Consider the following 14,285-nt stretch of genomic DNA (forward strand, 5'->3'; position numbering starts at 1 on the left):
AAGGACTCATGGCATCAAGCAAAGAGATACGAGGCAAGATCAAGAGCGTAGAGAATACGAAGAAGATCACCAAGGCGATGGAAATGGTCGCCGCGTCCAAAATGCGCAAGGCGCAAGACCGGATGCGGGCCGCCCGTCCCTACAGTGACAAGATTCGGAATATCGCCGCCAATCTGGCGACCGCCAATCCGGAATACACGCACCCGTTCCTGGCAGCTGCCCAGGGCACGCAAGCGAAGGCAGTGGGTTTCATCGTTGTCACGACCGACAAGGGTCTGTGCGGCGGCATGAACACCAACATCCTGCGCCAGGTGACGTCGAAGTCGCGCGAGCTGGAAGCAGCTGGCAACCGGGTTGAAGCAGTTGCCATCGGTAACAAGGGTTTGGGTTTTTTGAATCGCATCGGCGTCAAGATCATTGCGCACGCCATTCAAACCGGTGATACGCCCCACCTGGACAAACTGATCGGACCCGTCAAGGTCATGCTCGAAGAGTTCCAGGCAGGCAAGATCGATGCAGTGTACCTGTGCTACACCAAATTCATCAACACGATGAAACAGGAACCAGTCGTGGAGCAATTGCTGCCCCTGACGGCCGACAAGATGGTCGCCGACAAGGGTGCCCACTCGTGGGATTACATCTACGAGCCGGACGCGCAAAGCGTGATCGACGAATTGCTGGAGCGCTATGTAGAAGCGCTGGTGTACCAGGCAGTCGCGGAGAATCTGGCGTCCGAGCAATCGGCACGGATGGTCGCGATGAAAGCTGCAAGCGACAACGCGGGTAGTGTGATCGGCGAATTGAAGCTGATCTACAACAAGACCCGTCAAGCTGCGATTACCAAAGAACTCTCCGAAATCGTCGCCGGTGCGGCTGCGGTTTAAACGAATTTAACTATATTGAAGGAACGAACATGGCTGATGGCAAAATCGTTCAGTGTATCGGCGCTGTGGTGGACGTTGAGTTTCCCCGCAACGCGATGCCTAAGGTATTTGATGCCTTGAAGATGGCAGGCTCGGAACTGACCCTGGAAGTACAACAGCAGTTGGGCGACGGCATTGTCCGTACCATTGCACTCGGCTCGTCCGATGGCCTGCGTCGCGGCATGATGATCCAGAACACCGGCAAACCTATCATGGTGCCAGTCGGTAAAGCAACCCTGGGTCGCATCATGGACGTGCTGGGCAACCCGATCGACGAATGCGGCCCTGTGTCGCACGAGCAGATCGCGTCGATCCACCGCACCGCTCCTGCATACGACGAACTGTCGCCATCGCAAGAACTGCTGGAAACCGGCATCAAGGTGATCGATCTGGTTTGCCCGTTTGCAAAAGGCGGTAAAGTTGGTCTGTTCGGCGGCGCTGGCGTAGGCAAGACCGTGAACATGATGGAACTGATTAACAACATCGCCAAGGCACACAGCGGCGTGTCCGTGTTCGCCGGCGTTGGTGAGCGTACCCGTGAAGGTAACGACTTCTACCACGAGATGGCTGACGCGAAAGTGGTCGATCTGGAAAACCCAGAGAACTCCAAAGTGGCGATGGTCTACGGTCAGATGAATGAACCGCCAGGTAACCGTCTGCGCGTTGCGCTGACCGGCCTGACGATCGCTGAATCGTTCCGTGATGAAGGCAAGGACGTTCTGTTCTTCGTCGACAACATCTACCGCTTCACGCTGGCCGGTACCGAAGTATCGGCACTGCTGGGCCGTATGCCATCGGCTGTGGGTTACCAACCGACCCTGGCGGAAGAAATGGGCCGTCTGCAAGAGCGTATCACGTCGACCAAGACCGGTTCGATCACCTCGATCCAGGCCGTCTACGTTCCAGCCGATGATTACACCGATCCGTCGCCTGCTACCACGTTTGCTCACTTGGATTCGACCGTTGCGCTGTCGCGTGACATCGCTTCCCTGGGTATCTACCCAGCCGTGGACCCACTGGATTCGACCTCGCGTCAGCTGGATCCGTTGATCGTTGGTCAAGAGCACTACGACACCGCGCGTGCCGTGCAAACGACCCTGCAACGCTACAAGGAATTGCGCGACATTATCGCGATTCTGGGTATGGACGAGCTGGCACCGGAAGACAAACTGCTGGTCGCCCGCGCACGTAAGATGCAGCGTTTCCTGTCGCAGCCTTTCCACGTCGCTGAAGTCTTTACCGGCGCGCCGGGTAAATACGTTTCGCTCAAAGACACGATCAAGGGCTTCAAAATGATCGCTTCGGGCGAACTCGATCACCTGCCGGAACAAGCGTTCTACATGGTCGGCACGATCGAAGAAGCAATCGAAAAAGCCAAGAAACTTAACTAAGTTAAGTCTGGGCCTAACCCCGCCCGTTACACGGCGGGGTTCTTCAACCCGATAGGACACACATGGCACACACAATTCACGTTGACGTGGTTTCCGCTGAAGAACTGATTTTTTCAGGCGAAGCAGAATTCGTCGCGTTGCCGGGTGAACAGGGCGAGCTGGGTATCTACCCACGCCACACGCCTTTGATTACCCGCATCCGTCCGGGCGCGGTCCGCATCAAGGTAGTCGGCCAGGCTGAAGAAGAGTTCGTCTTCGTTGCCGGCGGCCTGCTGGAAGTGCAACCGGATACCGTGACCGTCCTGGCCGATACCGCCATCCGCGGTCACGACCTCGACGAAGCGAAAGCGCTGGAAGCGAAAAAGTTGGCGGAAGAAAATATCCACAACAAGGATTCGGGCATCGACTACGCGCAAGCGCAAGCCGAGCTGGCCAGCGCGATTGCGCAGCTGGCAGCGATCCAGAAGCTGCGCAAGCTGTAATCAGCGAGCCAGCAACAAGAAAGGCAGCCTTCGGGCTGCCTTTTTTTATGCTTTGACGGTTATTCCTGGCGCTTCTGCCTGCTCCTTTCCTGCCCCGCCTTCAAGATCGTCTTCCACCTGGCGCGCGCGGCGATGCGCTCGAGCGGCGTTTCCTCGCCGCGCCGGGCGTCGCGCAGCAGCTTGTGATAATTGCGCAGCCGATCCGCATCGACGGCGCCGCGCACCTGGCAGCCTGGTTCGCTGGCGTGCTGGCAGTCGCGGAACTGGCACGTCGAGGCGAGCGCCGCGATGTCGTCAAATGTGGCCGCCAGGGTCTGCGCATCGGCGTCGGCCTGCCAGCTTCGCAAGCCCGGCGTATCGATGATGCAGGCGCCGCTGGCGCACAGGTGCAGCGAGCGCGCCGTCGTCGTATGCCGGCCACGGCCGTCGCCATGGCGCACGCCGTTGGTTGCCTGTTGCGCCGCAGACAGGGTATTGGTCAGGCTGGACTTGCCGGCGCCCGATGAACCGAGCAGCACCAAGGTCTGGCCGGCACCCAGCCACGGCTCCAGGATGGATACGTCATACGCATGGCGCGTGTCGATGGCAAACAGGGGCACGTGGGACGGCAGGCGCTGTTTGAGCTGCGCCAGCTTGCCCTGCACGTCGTCGGCCACGTCGGCCTTGCTCAGCACCACCACGGGGCTGACCTGGGCCGCCAGCACGATGGCCAGATAGCGCTCCAGCCGGCGTGGGTTGAAATCCCCGTCCAGTCCCATTACCAGCAGGGCCGTATCGACATTGCTGGCGAGCACTTGCCGCCGGCCGTCGTTGCCGCGCCGGGCGATTTGCGTGACTGGGGATAAGTGCGCCGTTATCCATAGCGTGCCGTGAGCATCGTGTTCGGCGGTGACCCAGTCGCCGACCGTGAGGATGGTGTCTTGCGCCAGCAGCTCGTGCAACAGGCGCGGCAGTACCTGCGCCGGGTGTTCCCGGCTGCCGTCGTGCACGAGAATGCTGTCGCGGTGGACGGCGCTCACGCGCAGCAGTTGTGCGGCAGGGGACGATAAGTCGAGTTGGGTGGCTGCGCCGGCGATGGCCTGCTGCAGCCCGATAAGGCGTAGTTGCGCAAAATCGAATGCGATCATGGTAGCGTGATTCCAAATTCTGTCGTCCGCGTGCGGACGTGAAGCCTGCGCGTGCAGGCACCGCCAGTCGTTATGACTGGCACGAAAGAAAGGGAAGTCGGCTACGCGATCACGCGTATGGGCAATTGCGGGCTAAGGGTCTTAGCGGGGAAAGACCGTGATCAGGCAGCCGACAGCACGGCAGTATCCGAATGGCGCATGTTGTCTACTCCTGTTGTGTGAGGGAAAACGCCAGTGTGCCAGCGGCACGCGCCGCCGTCAATGGATGGCGTGGTTCAGCTGCACATGCCGTAGGCGCTGCGCTCGGGGAAATAGCGGTACGTAAAGGTGCGCACGGGGTAGCGCTTGCCGGCGACGAGCATGTCGGGCATGGATAAATCAAAGCGCTGCGGCAGCTGGCGCGGCAGTTGCAGGCGCAGGCGCCACTGGGTTTCGGCGCTCGAACCGACGGCGGAAAACATGATGGGCAGCTGCTCGATGACGTCGACGATTTCCGCCTTGCGGTTCATGCCGCGCTGGTAGATGGTCAGCACCTTGGCTTCGGCGAAGGGCTGCTGTTTCGGTTCTTCCAGCAGGAAGGACAGGCGCGTAAAACTGGCTTGCGTGCCGATGGGAAGAGTAAAAATCAGGGCCAGCTCGGTGCCGCCATCCTTCAGGGTGACAGGCGGTGTGGCATACACGCTGATACCGCGCGGCAGCTCGAAGCGTGAACCCTCCGTCCACGTCTTGCACTCGGGCGTGGTGGCCTGGTACAGGCTGGGCGCCGTGTAGTCGTTGCAGGCTGAAACCAGCAGCAGGGGCAGGGCAAGGAGGGCGGAACGGCGCATGGGAGTCACGGTTGGGATATGAGCCGACAGTGTAAGCGATCCCCCCGCGATCCACCAGCGGCGCTAGGAATGCCCGGGTGGCGCGCGCCGCACCGATTGCAGCTGGCAGTGCGCCGCCTGCAACGCATCCTTGATGGCGTCCAGCGCCAGTTGCGGCCGGGCCGCGCCGCACATGAAGATGTCGACGGCGGCAAAGCCGCATTCCGGCCAGGTGTGGATGGAGATGTGCGATTCGGCCAGCAGCACCACGCCCGTGACGCCCTGGCCCGCGCCAAAGCTGTGGAAATGGCTGTGCAGCACCTGGGCGCCGGCCGCGACGGCCGCGTCGCGCAACAGGCGCTCGAGCGCGGCGCAATCGCGCAGGCGTTCCGGCCCGACGCCGGACAGATCGGCCAGCAAATGGGTGCCCAAGGGCAGATGCGGTGTGGCTGCCATGCTTACTTGTGGCTGCCGCCGCTGGAGCCGCCGCCATAGCTGCCGCCGCCGCTGCCCGTGCGCGAACTCCAGCTGCTGCCGCTGCTACTGCCGGCCACCTTGAACATGCGCACCCAGTTGGCGGCGGTGACACTGAAGGTCACCATCAGGGCGTAGATCACGTATTTACTCATGGGGGATTCTTTGCATTCTTGTCGAGAAAAGCGGCCGGCAGGAACAGCGCCAGGCAGCCCAGCAAACTCCACATCAGGGTGCTGGAGAACGAGACAAACATGGGGATCGCATTCAAGACCAGCACGATGACGATGAAGACCTTGGCGATGCCGCGATGACTGAGCTGGATATTCTGCACGTTGGCGTCGCCATGGAAGGCGGCGCCGAACCAGGCGGCCATCTGGTCATGGGCGACGGGCGCGGAGCGCGACCAGGTCATTTCCTCGCCGGTGAGCTCTGCCGCCAGTTTGGTCTGCCCTTGCTTGAATTCAAACACGCGCGTGCTGTCTCCGACGGCCACCTTCCAGTTGAAGGCGCCCGCCGCGTACACGACCTGCGAGCCGTAGTCATACAGTTTGCGGTAGGTGGCGCCATCGAGCGTGCAGGTATCGGCGTCCAGCGACGCCCAGTTGGGCCAGTTCGGCAGCACGTTCGAGCGCGACCAGCCGTCGTCCGTCTCGACCAGCCAGAAGAAGCCGGCGCGCGCGTTGTACAGCAGGTATTCGTTCCACTCGCTGCCTTCATCGTCGGCGCGGCGCATCATGCCGATCACCGTGAAATCCACATTGCTGATCTTCGCACTGGCGCCCAGCTCCAGCGTGATGTCGGCGTTCTCGTGCACCTGCTTGCCGATGGCTAGCACCTGCGCTTCCGGACCGCTGGCGTCGAGCTGCGCATGGCAGGCGGGACACACCAGCTGCGCTGCAGCGCCGGGCACATACTGGATGCCGCTGCCGCAGGACGGGCAGTCGAGCGCATCGAGCTTGCCGCGGTACTTGCCAGCGCTCCTGGCGATGGCGTCGCCGTCGCGCAGCAGCTGGCACTTCAAACTGTCCAGGGTGACGGCCACGCCCTGGTAGACGACGGGTTGCGGGCCATCCGTGTAGTCGAGCGTGACAAAGCTGGCGTAGTTGCGGAAGTCCGCCACCTGGATGCGCCAGCCGGCGCCCACCTTGAACGGTAATTCTCCCTGGCCGGCGATGCATTCGGCGCTGCGGATCTCGGCCGCCGTGTACGGCTCGCCGCAGATCGTGTAGCGTTTGCCCGGCGCCAGCTCGCAAAAGGGGGGCAGGGCGTCCTGCGTCTTGCGTTCGCGCGTCAGGGTGTACAGGCCGGACGAGTCGCCCAGCCACGCCGTGCTGGCGTCGTCGAACAGCAGATACCACTCGTTCCACGTGCCGGCGCTGTAGCGCTGCTGGATGCGCCCGATGACGGTGAAGTGCACGCCGTCGTGCACGCCGGCCGTGCCGACCTGGATCGGCGAATAGTCTTCCAGGACGGCCGACATCTTGCCCACGTCCCTGACGGAGTCGGCGTCCTTGAGGATGGTGCTGTGGCAGTACTCGCACACGGCGAGCACGGAAGCGTGCGAGCGGAAGTGGACTTCCGCACCGCAGCTGGGACAGGAAACAGTTTGCATGCAGTCGCGCTTAGCCGATCAGTTTTTTCAGCAGTTCAGCCTTGGCGCCGTCGTAGTCGGCCGGCGAAATGAGGCCCTTGTCGAGCAGACCCTTGAGCTTTTCCAGGCGCGCCTCGATCGGTTCTTCCGCGGGGGCCGGTGGCGCCGCCGGTGCCGGGGCGGGCTGCTGCAGCGCATTGCCCATGCTTTGCGCCATCACCTGGCCGATCGACAGTCCGGCACCGAGGCCCGCGCCGATGCCTGCCATGCCGCCTTCGTTCTGCGCCGCCAGCGGGATCGCATTGGCGACCTGGAATTTCGTAAAACCGCTCATCTTGTCGGCGCCCAGGCCACCCTTCATGCCGGCCGAGATGCGCTCGTCGAGCGCCGCCTGCAATTCCTCGGGCAGGCTGATGCTGGCCACGTTGAATTCATCGAGGCCCACGCCGTAGCGGGAAAACGCCTGCGCCAGGCCATCCTTGACTTCCTGCGCCATCAGCGCCTGGTTGGCCGCCATGTCGAGGAAGGGGACATTCGCGCCGCCCAGCGAGCTGGCCATGCTCGACATCAGAATGCCGCGCAATTGATCTTCCACTTCGTCGCGCGTATACACCTCGCGCGTGCCGCTGATCTCGGTGAAGAAGGTGCGGGCGTCGGCGATGCGGTACGAGTACATGCCGAAGGCGCGCACGCGGATCATGTCGAAATCCTTGTCGCGGATGGTGATCGGCTGCGGCGTGCCCCATTTGCGGCCCGTCTGCACGCGGGTGCTGAAGTAATACACGTCCGACTTGAACGGTGAATCGAACAGCTTGTCCCAGTTTTTCAGGTTGGTCAGCAGCGGTAGGGTTTGCGTCGTCAGCTTGTGCGTGCCGGGACCGAAGACGTCGGCGATCTTGCCTTCATTGACGAAGACGGCCACTTGCGATTCGCGCACATTCAGGATGGCGCCGTTCTGAATCTCGAAATCCTGCATGGGAAAACGCCAGGCCAGCACGCCTTCCGTCTCTTCGTTCCACTGCAGTACGTCGATAAACTGCTTCTTGATAAAGCTGCCGAGGCTCATGATGGTGTCCTTGAATGAGGTAAAACGTCAGGAAATGCAAGCGGCGTTGATGGCGCCGATCGACAGGGAAATGGCGGCCAGCAGGCCGCCGAAGGCGCTGTTGTTCGATTCGATCTGGTCTTTCGACATGCGCAGCAGGCGCGTGGTGACCACGTACGCCAGCAATTGCACCACCATGGCGCCGAAGGCCCAGGCGAAGAACTGCTGATAGTCGGCCGTGTGCATCAGGGACGAGGCGATGGTGGCGGAAAAACCCAGCATGGCGCCGCCCAGCGACAGGGCCGCGGCCTGATTGCCCTGGCGGATCAGCAGCACTTCGTTATATGGCGTGACGCGCGTGTAGATGATAAAAAATACAATCAGCAGCCCGGCGGCCAGTAAAAGATGGATCAGATAGTTTAGGATGGCGGGCACGGCATTCCTCACAATGAGTATTTGATAACGTCAACGCATATTAGAACAAAAAAAAGCCCCATGAACAAAAAGATTCTGATTTTGTCCGTCTTCGTGGTCGCCTCCTGCGGCCTCGCGTATGAGCTGATCGCCGGCGCCATGTCCAGCTATCTGCTCGGCGACTCCATCCTGCAGTTTTCCACGATCATTGGCTGCTACTTGTTTGCCATGGGTGTAGGCGCTCACTTTTCCAAGTATGTACGGGACGATGACGTGCTCTCGCGTTTCGTCGACATCGAACTGGCCGTGGGCCTGATCGGCGGCCTGTCGGCCGCCATCCTGTTCATGACCTTTTCGTGGATGGCCGCGCCATTTCGCACCTTATTGTATGTGATGGTGTTCCTGATCGGCGCACTGGTCGGCATGGAAGTGCCGCTGGTGATGCGCGCCCTGAACTCGCGCCAGACGGAGTTTTCTGAGCTGGTCAGCCGCGTGCTGACCTTCGATTACCTGGGCGCGCTGGCCGTTTCCCTGCTGTTTCCGCTGGTGCTGTCGCCGTACCTGGGCCTGGTGCGCACGGGTTTCCTGTTCGGCATGCTCAATGTGGGCGTGGGCCTGTGGACGATCTGGGTGTTCCGCGCGGAACTGAAGAACCTCACGGGGCGCTTCCTGCGCGCCTGCGCCGTGATGCTGGTGTTGGTGGCCGGATTTGCCATGTCGGACCGCATGGTGGCCTGGGGCGAGCACGGCCTGTTCGGCGACCAGATCGTGTACTCGACCACCACGCCTTACCAGCGCCTGGTGATCACGCGCTGGAAGGACGATACGCGGCTGTACATCAACGGCAACCTGCAGTTTTCTTCGCGCGACGAGTACCGCTACCACGAGGCGCTGGTGCACCCTGTGCTGGAAGCGTTGCCCTGGGCGCGCCGCGTGCTGGTGCTGGGCGGCGGCGACGGCCTGGCGCTGCGCGAAATTCTGCGTTATCCCCACATCGAACACGTCACCGTGGTCGACCTCGACCCCGCCATGACGGCCGCGTTTACCACGCGCCCGGAACTGGCAAAGCTGAACAACAATTCGTTCTCGGACAAGCGGGTTACCGTCGTCAATGCCGATGCCGCCGTCTGGCTGCGCAACAACGGCGACATGTTCGACGCGGCTATCGTCGATTTCCCAGATCCGTCCAGCTTCGCGCTCGGAAAACTGTATTCGGTGCCGTTCTACGACCTGGTGAAAAAACACCTGGCCGCCAAGGGCTTGATGGTGGTGCAATCGACGTCGCCGTTCTTTGCGCCGCACGCCTACTGGACCATCAATTCGACCCTGCGCGAAGTGGGCATGCGCACCTGGCCCTATCACGCCTACGTGCCCTCGTTCGGCGAATGGGGGTTTATCCTCGCTTCACCCCAGCTCGACTACAAACCGCCCACCAGCTATCGCCTGCCCATGCGCTACCTGAATGCGGACACCACGCGCGAAATGTTCATCTTCCCGCCCGATATGCAGCCGCTGCCGATGGCGCCGAATCGCCTGAATACCCAGTCGCTCGTGCATGAATTCGAGCAGGACTGGAACCGGGTGATCCGCTGATGCAGCGCCGCTCCTTCATGCTGTGGGCTGCCGGCGGCACGGCAGCGGCCGCCGCTGGCATCGGCAGCATCGCCGCGTATCTGCGCTGGCAGGAGATCACGCCGAAGGTGCTGTATCCGGGCCGCAGCGAGGGGCATTATTTGCGCAAGCTGCTGCGCGAGCGCACGGCGCTGCCGGCGCCCTCGGCAACCGTCACCACCGACGTGGCGATTCTCGGCTCCGGTATCGCCGGCCTGACGGCCGCCTGGCGCTTGAATAAACTGGGTCACCAGGACTTCCTCATGATCGATGGTCCCCAGCCGTACGGCAACGCGGCCGGTGGGCAGTTCGGCGACCTGGCCTATCCGACAGGCGGCCACTATCTGCCGCTGCCTTCGCCCGAATCGACCCATGTGCGCGAGATCCTGTTCGACCTGGGTATCATCCAGCGCGACCCCATGGCGGAAAAGCCGACTTACGACGAGCGTTACATCCTGCACGCGCCCGAGGAGCGCCTGCTGTTCAACGGCCACTGGCAGGATGGCTTCATTCCCACCGAAGGCGTTTCTGCCGAAGAACTGGCGCAACACGAGCGTTTCTTTGCCGAGGTGCGGCGCCTGCGCCAGGCGCATGGCAACGACGGCAAACGCGTCTTCGTTTTCCCTACCGTGGAGTCGTCGCAAGACCCGGCCTGGCAGGCGCTGGACAGCATCACCTTGAAGCAGTGGATGGAGCGCGAAGGCTATACCTCGCCCACCCTGCACTGGTATTTGAATTACTGCTGCCGCGACGATTACGGCACGCGCTACGACCAGGTCTCGGCCTGGGCCGGCCTGCATTACTACTGCAGCCGCTGGGGACAGGCAGCCAATGCGGGCAACGGCGCCTGGCTGACCTGGCCGGGCGGCATGCAACCGGTCGCCACGGCCATGGAGCAGGCGTCGGGTGTCCAACGTCATGCAGGCACGGTGGTTTCCGTGCAGACGACGGAGCAGGGCGTGGAGGCGCTGTGCCTGGAACTGGTCGACGGCCAGCCGCGCACCTACCTGGTCAAGGCGCGCAAGGTCATCTGCGCCATGCCCTTGTATGTGGCGGCGCGCGTGGTCAACGACATCGCCAGCTATGGCTTCGACCTCAAACGCGATACGCCCGCGTATGCGCCGTGGCTGGTGGCGAATTTTTTACTGAAACGCTTTCCCGACGAATTGCCGCATGCGCCCCTGTGCTGGGACAACGTGGTGTACCAGGAACCGGGCCTCGGCTATGTCGTCGCCACGCACCAGGACATCCGCGTTCGCCCGCCCGAGAAAACCGTCTTCAGCGCCTACGTGGCCCTGTCCGACCGCACGCCGCAGGAAGCGCGTAAGTGGTTAGATGTGGCTACGCCGGAGGAATTGCTGGCGCTGGCCAGCGTCGATTTGAAGACGGCGTATGGACGTGACTTTGCCAGCTGCGTCGAGCGGGTCGACATCACCGTGCGTGGGCACGCCATGGCGGCACCGTTGCCAGGATTTCGCAGCAATGCGGGCTTGAAGGCGCTGCGCGAGCACGATGGCGCGATTCTGTTTGCGCATGCCGACTTGTCGGGCTTTTCCGTGTTCGAGGAGGCGGCGTGGTGGGGGGACCGGGCGGCGCGTCTGGCTGCTAAATAAAAAGGCCGGCGCGAACGCCGGCCAGAGCCCCCTAAGGCTCGAACCGGTCTACTTGTTCTTGTTGATGACGTCGATGAACACGGCCGCCAGCAGCACCAGGCCCTTGATCACCTGCTGGTAGTCGATTCCGATGCCCATGATGGACATGCCGTTGTTCATCACGCCCATGATGAAGGCGCCGATGACGGCTCCCATCACCTTGCCAACGCCGCCCGAAGCCGAGGCGCCGCCGATGAAGCAGGCGGCAATCACGTCCAGCTCGAAACCCGTGCCGGCCTTTGGCGTGGCCGTGTTCAGGCGCGCCGCGAAGATCAGGCCGGCCAGCGCGGCCAGCATGCCCATGTTGACGAAGGTGTAGAAGCTGACCCGTTCCGTCTTGATGCCGGACAGGCGCGCCGCTTTCTCGTTGCCGCCTACCGCATACACGCGGCGGCCCAGCACGGTGCGGTTGGTGATGAAGGTGTAGGCGACGATGAGCAGCGACATCACGGCCAGCACGTTGGGAAAGCCGCGGTACGACGCCAGCAGGTAGCTGAAATACACCATCACGGCGGCGAAGATGGCGTTTTTCAGCAGGAAGAAGGCGCGCGGCTCGTTTTCCATGCCGTGTTTCAGTTGCTTGGCGCGGCTGCGCAGCGAGGTGATGATCAGCGCCGCTGCGGCGATCACGCCCAGCAGCAGGGAAAAGCCACGCAGGTTTTCGCCGCCGAACGGATCGGGCAAAAAACCCGAGCTGAGCATCTGGAAGCCTTCCGGGAAGGGGCCGACCGACTGGCCTGCCAGCAGCGCCAGGGTCAGGCCCTTGAATACCAGCATGCCGGCCAGGGTGACGATGAAGGAGGGGATTTTGAAGAAGGCGACAAAATAGCCTTGCGCGCCGCCGATGACGGCGCCGGCCAGCAGGCAGATGATGCTGGCGGCGACAAAATTCATGTTGTAGTTGACGATCAGGACGGCCGCCAGCGCACCGACGAAGCCGACCACCGAGCCGACGGACAAATCGATATGGCCGGCTACGATGACCATCAGCATACCCAGCGCCATGATGACGATGTAGCTGTTTTGCAGCACCAGGTTCGTCAGGTTCAGCGGTTGCATCAGGGTGCCGTCGGTCATGTACTGGAAAAAGCCCATGATGACGATCAGGGAGAGTAGCATGCCGTAGTCGCGCATATTGTTCTTCAAAAAGCCGGCATAGCTTTTCGCTTGCGGTGCGGCCGCTGGCGCGCCTGCCGCCGTTCCCGCTGTCAGTTTATTGTCCATTGTTTTCTCCGTGTGTAACGATCGCGCGCATGATTCGCTCCTGCGATGCTTCTGCTGCGCTCAGTTCTGCCGCGAAGCGGCCTTCGTTCATGACATAGATCCGGTCGCACATGCCCAGCAATTCCGGCATTTCCGACGAAATCATGATGATGCATTTGCCTTCGGCGGCCAGCTCGCTGATGATGCTGTAGATCTCGTATTTGGCGCCCACGTCGATACCGCGGCTCGGTTCATCGAGGATCAGGATGTCGGGGCGCGAAAACAGCCACTTTGCCAGCACCACTTTCTGCTGATTGCCGCCGGACAGGTTAACCACTTTCTGCGCCACGCTCGAGCAACGGGTCTTGAGCTTGCGGCGGAACTCCTCGGCCACGCTGAATTCACGCTGCTCGTCGATCACCATGCGCTTCGAAATTGCGTCCAGGTTGGCCAGGCTGGTATTCTTCTGGATGTCCTCTTCCAGGATCAGGCCCAGGCCCTTGCGGTCTTCCGTGACATACGCAAGGCCATGCGCGATCGCCTTGCCGATGGTGCTGACGTCGATTTCCTGGCCGTTCTTCAGCACCGTGCCGCTGATGCGCTGTCCGTAGGCGCGCCCGAAAATGCTCATCGCCAGTTCCGTGCGCCCGGAGCCCATCAAGCCGGCGATGCCGATGATCTCGCCCTTCCTGGCGTGCATGTTGATGCCCTTGATGACAGGGCGCTCGGCATGCTCGGGATGGAACACGCGCCAGTCGCGCACTTCGAAAATGGTCTCGCCGATGGTGGGCGTGCGCGGTGGATAGCGGTCGGCCATCTCGCGCCCGACCATTTTTTCGATGATGCGGTCTTCGCTGACGGGCTCCATGCGGCAGTCGAAACTGTCGACCGTGTTCCCGTCGCGCAGCACCGTGATGGCATCGGCGACTTTGGAAATTTCATTGAGCTTGTGCGAGATCAGGATGGAGGCGATGCCCTGGGCTTTCAGGCCCAGCAGCAGGTCGAGCAGGGCTGCGCTGTCGCTCTCGTTCAGGCTGGCCGTCGGCTCGTCGAGGATCAGCAGCTTGACGTCCTTGCACAGCGCCTTGGCGATTTCGATCAGTTGCTGCTTGCCCACGCCCAGGTTGGTGATCAGGGTGTCCGGGGACTCTTTCAGGCCGACTTTGTGCAGCAGTTCGCGCGTCTTCGCTTGCGCGTATTCCCAGTCGATGACACCCATGTGGGCCGGCTCGTTGCCGAGGAAGATATTCTCGGCGATCGACAGCTGGGGCACCAGCGCCAGTTCCTGGTGGATGATGATGATGCCGATTTCTTCGCTGTCCTTAATGCCGCGGAAGTGCCGCGTCTGACCCAGGTAATCGATGTTGCCCGTATAGCTGCCATGGCCGTAGACGCCGCTCAGCACTTTCATCAGGGTCGATTTGCCGGCGCCGTTTTCGCCGACGATGGCGTGGATTTCGCCGCTGCGCACCCGCAGGTTGACATTGTCGAGCGCAACGACGCCCGGGAATGTTTTGCGTATCCCGCGCATTTCCAGGATAGTGTTCATCATATAACCTCTCT

Annotated in this window: 14 protein-coding genes; 5 read left to right on the forward strand and 9 right to left on the reverse strand. The window is 61.9% G+C overall.

The window, feature by feature from the left end:
- The first annotated feature begins 8 nt into the window (after nt 1–8).
- The 3 genes from atpG to O3301_RS11950 all read left to right on the forward strand — a co-directional run bounded on the left by atpG (nt 9) and on the right by O3301_RS11950 (nt 2,796).
- The gene (gene atpG / locus O3301_RS11940) at nt 9–884 is read left to right on the forward strand and encodes a F0F1 ATP synthase subunit gamma (protein WP_034783836.1); all 876 of its coding nucleotides are present in this window, start codon (nt 9–11) and stop codon (nt 882–884) included.
- A 29-nt stretch (nt 885–913) separates the two neighbouring features.
- Complete coding sequence (gene atpD / locus O3301_RS11945; protein WP_034752705.1) at nt 914–2,314, forward strand: F0F1 ATP synthase subunit beta; 1,401 nt, start codon at nt 914–916, stop codon at nt 2,312–2,314.
- 62 nt (nt 2,315–2,376) lie between these two features.
- On the forward strand, nt 2,377–2,796 hold the full coding sequence (locus O3301_RS11950; RefSeq protein ID WP_077398374.1) for a F0F1 ATP synthase subunit epsilon: 420 nt from the start codon (nt 2,377–2,379) through the stop codon (nt 2,794–2,796).
- Between the two features lie 59 nt (nt 2,797–2,855).
- On the opposite strand, the gene rsgA is transcribed toward O3301_RS11950, so the two are convergent.
- The 7 genes from rsgA to O3301_RS11985 form a co-directional block, all read right to left on the reverse strand.
- Nucleotides 2,856–3,923, reverse strand: a complete 1,068-nt coding sequence (gene rsgA, locus O3301_RS11955; protein ID WP_305056472.1) for a ribosome small subunit-dependent GTPase A — start codon at nt 3,921–3,923, stop codon at nt 2,856–2,858.
- Between the two features lie 275 nt (nt 3,924–4,198).
- Nucleotides 4,199–4,750 carry a hypothetical protein gene (locus tag O3301_RS11960; RefSeq protein WP_305056473.1) on the reverse strand — a complete coding sequence of 184 codons (552 nt, stop codon included), beginning with the start codon at nt 4,748–4,750 and terminating at the stop codon, nt 4,199–4,201.
- Between the two features lie 63 nt (nt 4,751–4,813).
- Nucleotides 4,814–5,185 carry an adenosylmethionine decarboxylase gene (speD, locus tag O3301_RS11965; protein ID WP_099665941.1) on the reverse strand — a complete coding sequence of 124 codons (372 nt, stop codon included), beginning with the start codon at nt 5,183–5,185 and terminating at the stop codon, nt 4,814–4,816.
- Nucleotides 5,186–5,187: 2 nt separating this feature from the next.
- A complete protein-coding gene (locus O3301_RS11970; RefSeq protein ID WP_157814714.1) occupies nt 5,188–5,358 on the reverse strand; it encodes a hypothetical protein in 171 nt (56 codons plus the stop codon).
- On the reverse strand, nt 5,355–6,818 hold the full coding sequence (locus O3301_RS11975) for a DUF4178 domain-containing protein (protein ID WP_305056474.1): 1,464 nt from the start codon (nt 6,816–6,818) through the stop codon (nt 5,355–5,357). The genes O3301_RS11970 and O3301_RS11975 overlap by 4 nt, the downstream gene beginning before the upstream one ends.
- A 10-nt stretch (nt 6,819–6,828) precedes the next feature.
- Nucleotides 6,829–7,863, reverse strand: coding sequence for an SPFH domain-containing protein (locus O3301_RS11980; RefSeq protein WP_305056475.1), 1,035 nt, complete (start codon nt 7,861–7,863; stop codon nt 6,829–6,831).
- 27 nt (nt 7,864–7,890) lie between these two features.
- The gene (locus O3301_RS11985) at nt 7,891–8,277 is read right to left on the reverse strand and encodes a DUF350 domain-containing protein (RefSeq protein WP_034783828.1); all 387 of its coding nucleotides are present in this window, start codon (nt 8,275–8,277) and stop codon (nt 7,891–7,893) included.
- Between the two features lie 60 nt (nt 8,278–8,337).
- Here O3301_RS11985 and O3301_RS11990 point away from each other — a divergent pair, with 60 nt between their 5' ends.
- Nucleotides 8,338–9,849 carry a polyamine aminopropyltransferase gene (locus tag O3301_RS11990; RefSeq protein WP_289905979.1) on the forward strand — a complete coding sequence of 504 codons (1,512 nt, stop codon included), beginning with the start codon at nt 8,338–8,340 and terminating at the stop codon, nt 9,847–9,849.
- Complete coding sequence (locus tag O3301_RS11995; protein WP_305056476.1) at nt 9,849–11,480, forward strand: NAD(P)/FAD-dependent oxidoreductase; 1,632 nt, start codon at nt 9,849–9,851, stop codon at nt 11,478–11,480. The genes O3301_RS11990 and O3301_RS11995 overlap by 1 nt, the downstream gene beginning before the upstream one ends.
- Before the next feature lie 48 nt (nt 11,481–11,528).
- Here the strand turns inward: O3301_RS11995 and mmsB are convergent, their stop codons facing one another.
- Both mmsB and mmsA read right to left on the reverse strand, forming a co-directional pair.
- Nucleotides 11,529–12,743 carry a multiple monosaccharide ABC transporter permease gene (gene mmsB, locus O3301_RS12000; RefSeq protein ID WP_289905977.1) on the reverse strand — a complete coding sequence of 405 codons (1,215 nt, stop codon included), beginning with the start codon at nt 12,741–12,743 and terminating at the stop codon, nt 11,529–11,531.
- On the reverse strand, nt 12,733–14,271 hold the full coding sequence (mmsA, locus tag O3301_RS12005) for a multiple monosaccharide ABC transporter ATP-binding protein (protein WP_305056733.1): 1,539 nt from the start codon (nt 14,269–14,271) through the stop codon (nt 12,733–12,735). Before mmsA ends, mmsB begins: the two co-directional genes overlap by 11 nt.
- Between the last annotated feature and the right edge of the window lie 14 nt (nt 14,272–14,285).

It is taken from the genome of Janthinobacterium sp. SUN211 (genome assembly GCF_030587315.1).
Classification (GTDB): domain Bacteria; phylum Pseudomonadota; class Gammaproteobacteria; order Burkholderiales; family Burkholderiaceae_D; genus Janthinobacterium; species Janthinobacterium kumbetense.

Excerpts from the sequence above, each read along its gene's own strand:
- atpG (WP_034783836.1), top strand. The coding sequence starts at position 9 with ATGGCATCAAGCAAAGAGATACGAGGCAAGATCAAGAGCGTAGAGAAT.
- O3301_RS11975 (WP_305056474.1), bottom strand. The coding sequence starts at position 6,818 with ATGCAAACTGTTTCCTGTCCCAGCTGCGGTGCGGAAGTCCACTTCCGC.
- speD (WP_099665941.1), bottom strand. The coding sequence starts at position 5,185 with ATGGCAGCCACACCGCATCTGCCCTTGGGCACCCATTTGCTGGCCGAT.
- O3301_RS11980 (WP_305056475.1), bottom strand. The coding sequence starts at position 7,863 with ATGAGCCTCGGCAGCTTTATCAAGAAGCAGTTTATCGACGTACTGCAG.
- O3301_RS11995 (WP_305056476.1), top strand. The coding sequence starts at position 9,849 with ATGCAGCGCCGCTCCTTCATGCTGTGGGCTGCCGGCGGCACGGCAGCG.
- atpD (WP_034752705.1), top strand. The coding sequence starts at position 914 with ATGGCTGATGGCAAAATCGTTCAGTGTATCGGCGCTGTGGTGGACGTT.
- mmsA (WP_305056733.1), bottom strand. The coding sequence starts at position 14,271 with ATGAACACTATCCTGGAAATGCGCGGGATACGCAAAACATTCCCGGGC.
- rsgA (WP_305056472.1), bottom strand. The coding sequence starts at position 3,923 with ATGATCGCATTCGATTTTGCGCAACTACGCCTTATCGGGCTGCAGCAG.
- O3301_RS11950 (WP_077398374.1), top strand. The coding sequence starts at position 2,377 with ATGGCACACACAATTCACGTTGACGTGGTTTCCGCTGAAGAACTGATT.
- O3301_RS11960 (WP_305056473.1), bottom strand. The coding sequence starts at position 4,750 with ATGCGCCGTTCCGCCCTCCTTGCCCTGCCCCTGCTGCTGGTTTCAGCC.
- O3301_RS11970 (WP_157814714.1), bottom strand. The coding sequence starts at position 5,358 with ATGAGTAAATACGTGATCTACGCCCTGATGGTGACCTTCAGTGTCACC.
- O3301_RS11990 (WP_289905979.1), top strand. The coding sequence starts at position 8,338 with ATGAACAAAAAGATTCTGATTTTGTCCGTCTTCGTGGTCGCCTCCTGC.
- mmsB (WP_289905977.1), bottom strand. The coding sequence starts at position 12,743 with ATGGACAATAAACTGACAGCGGGAACGGCGGCAGGCGCGCCAGCGGCC.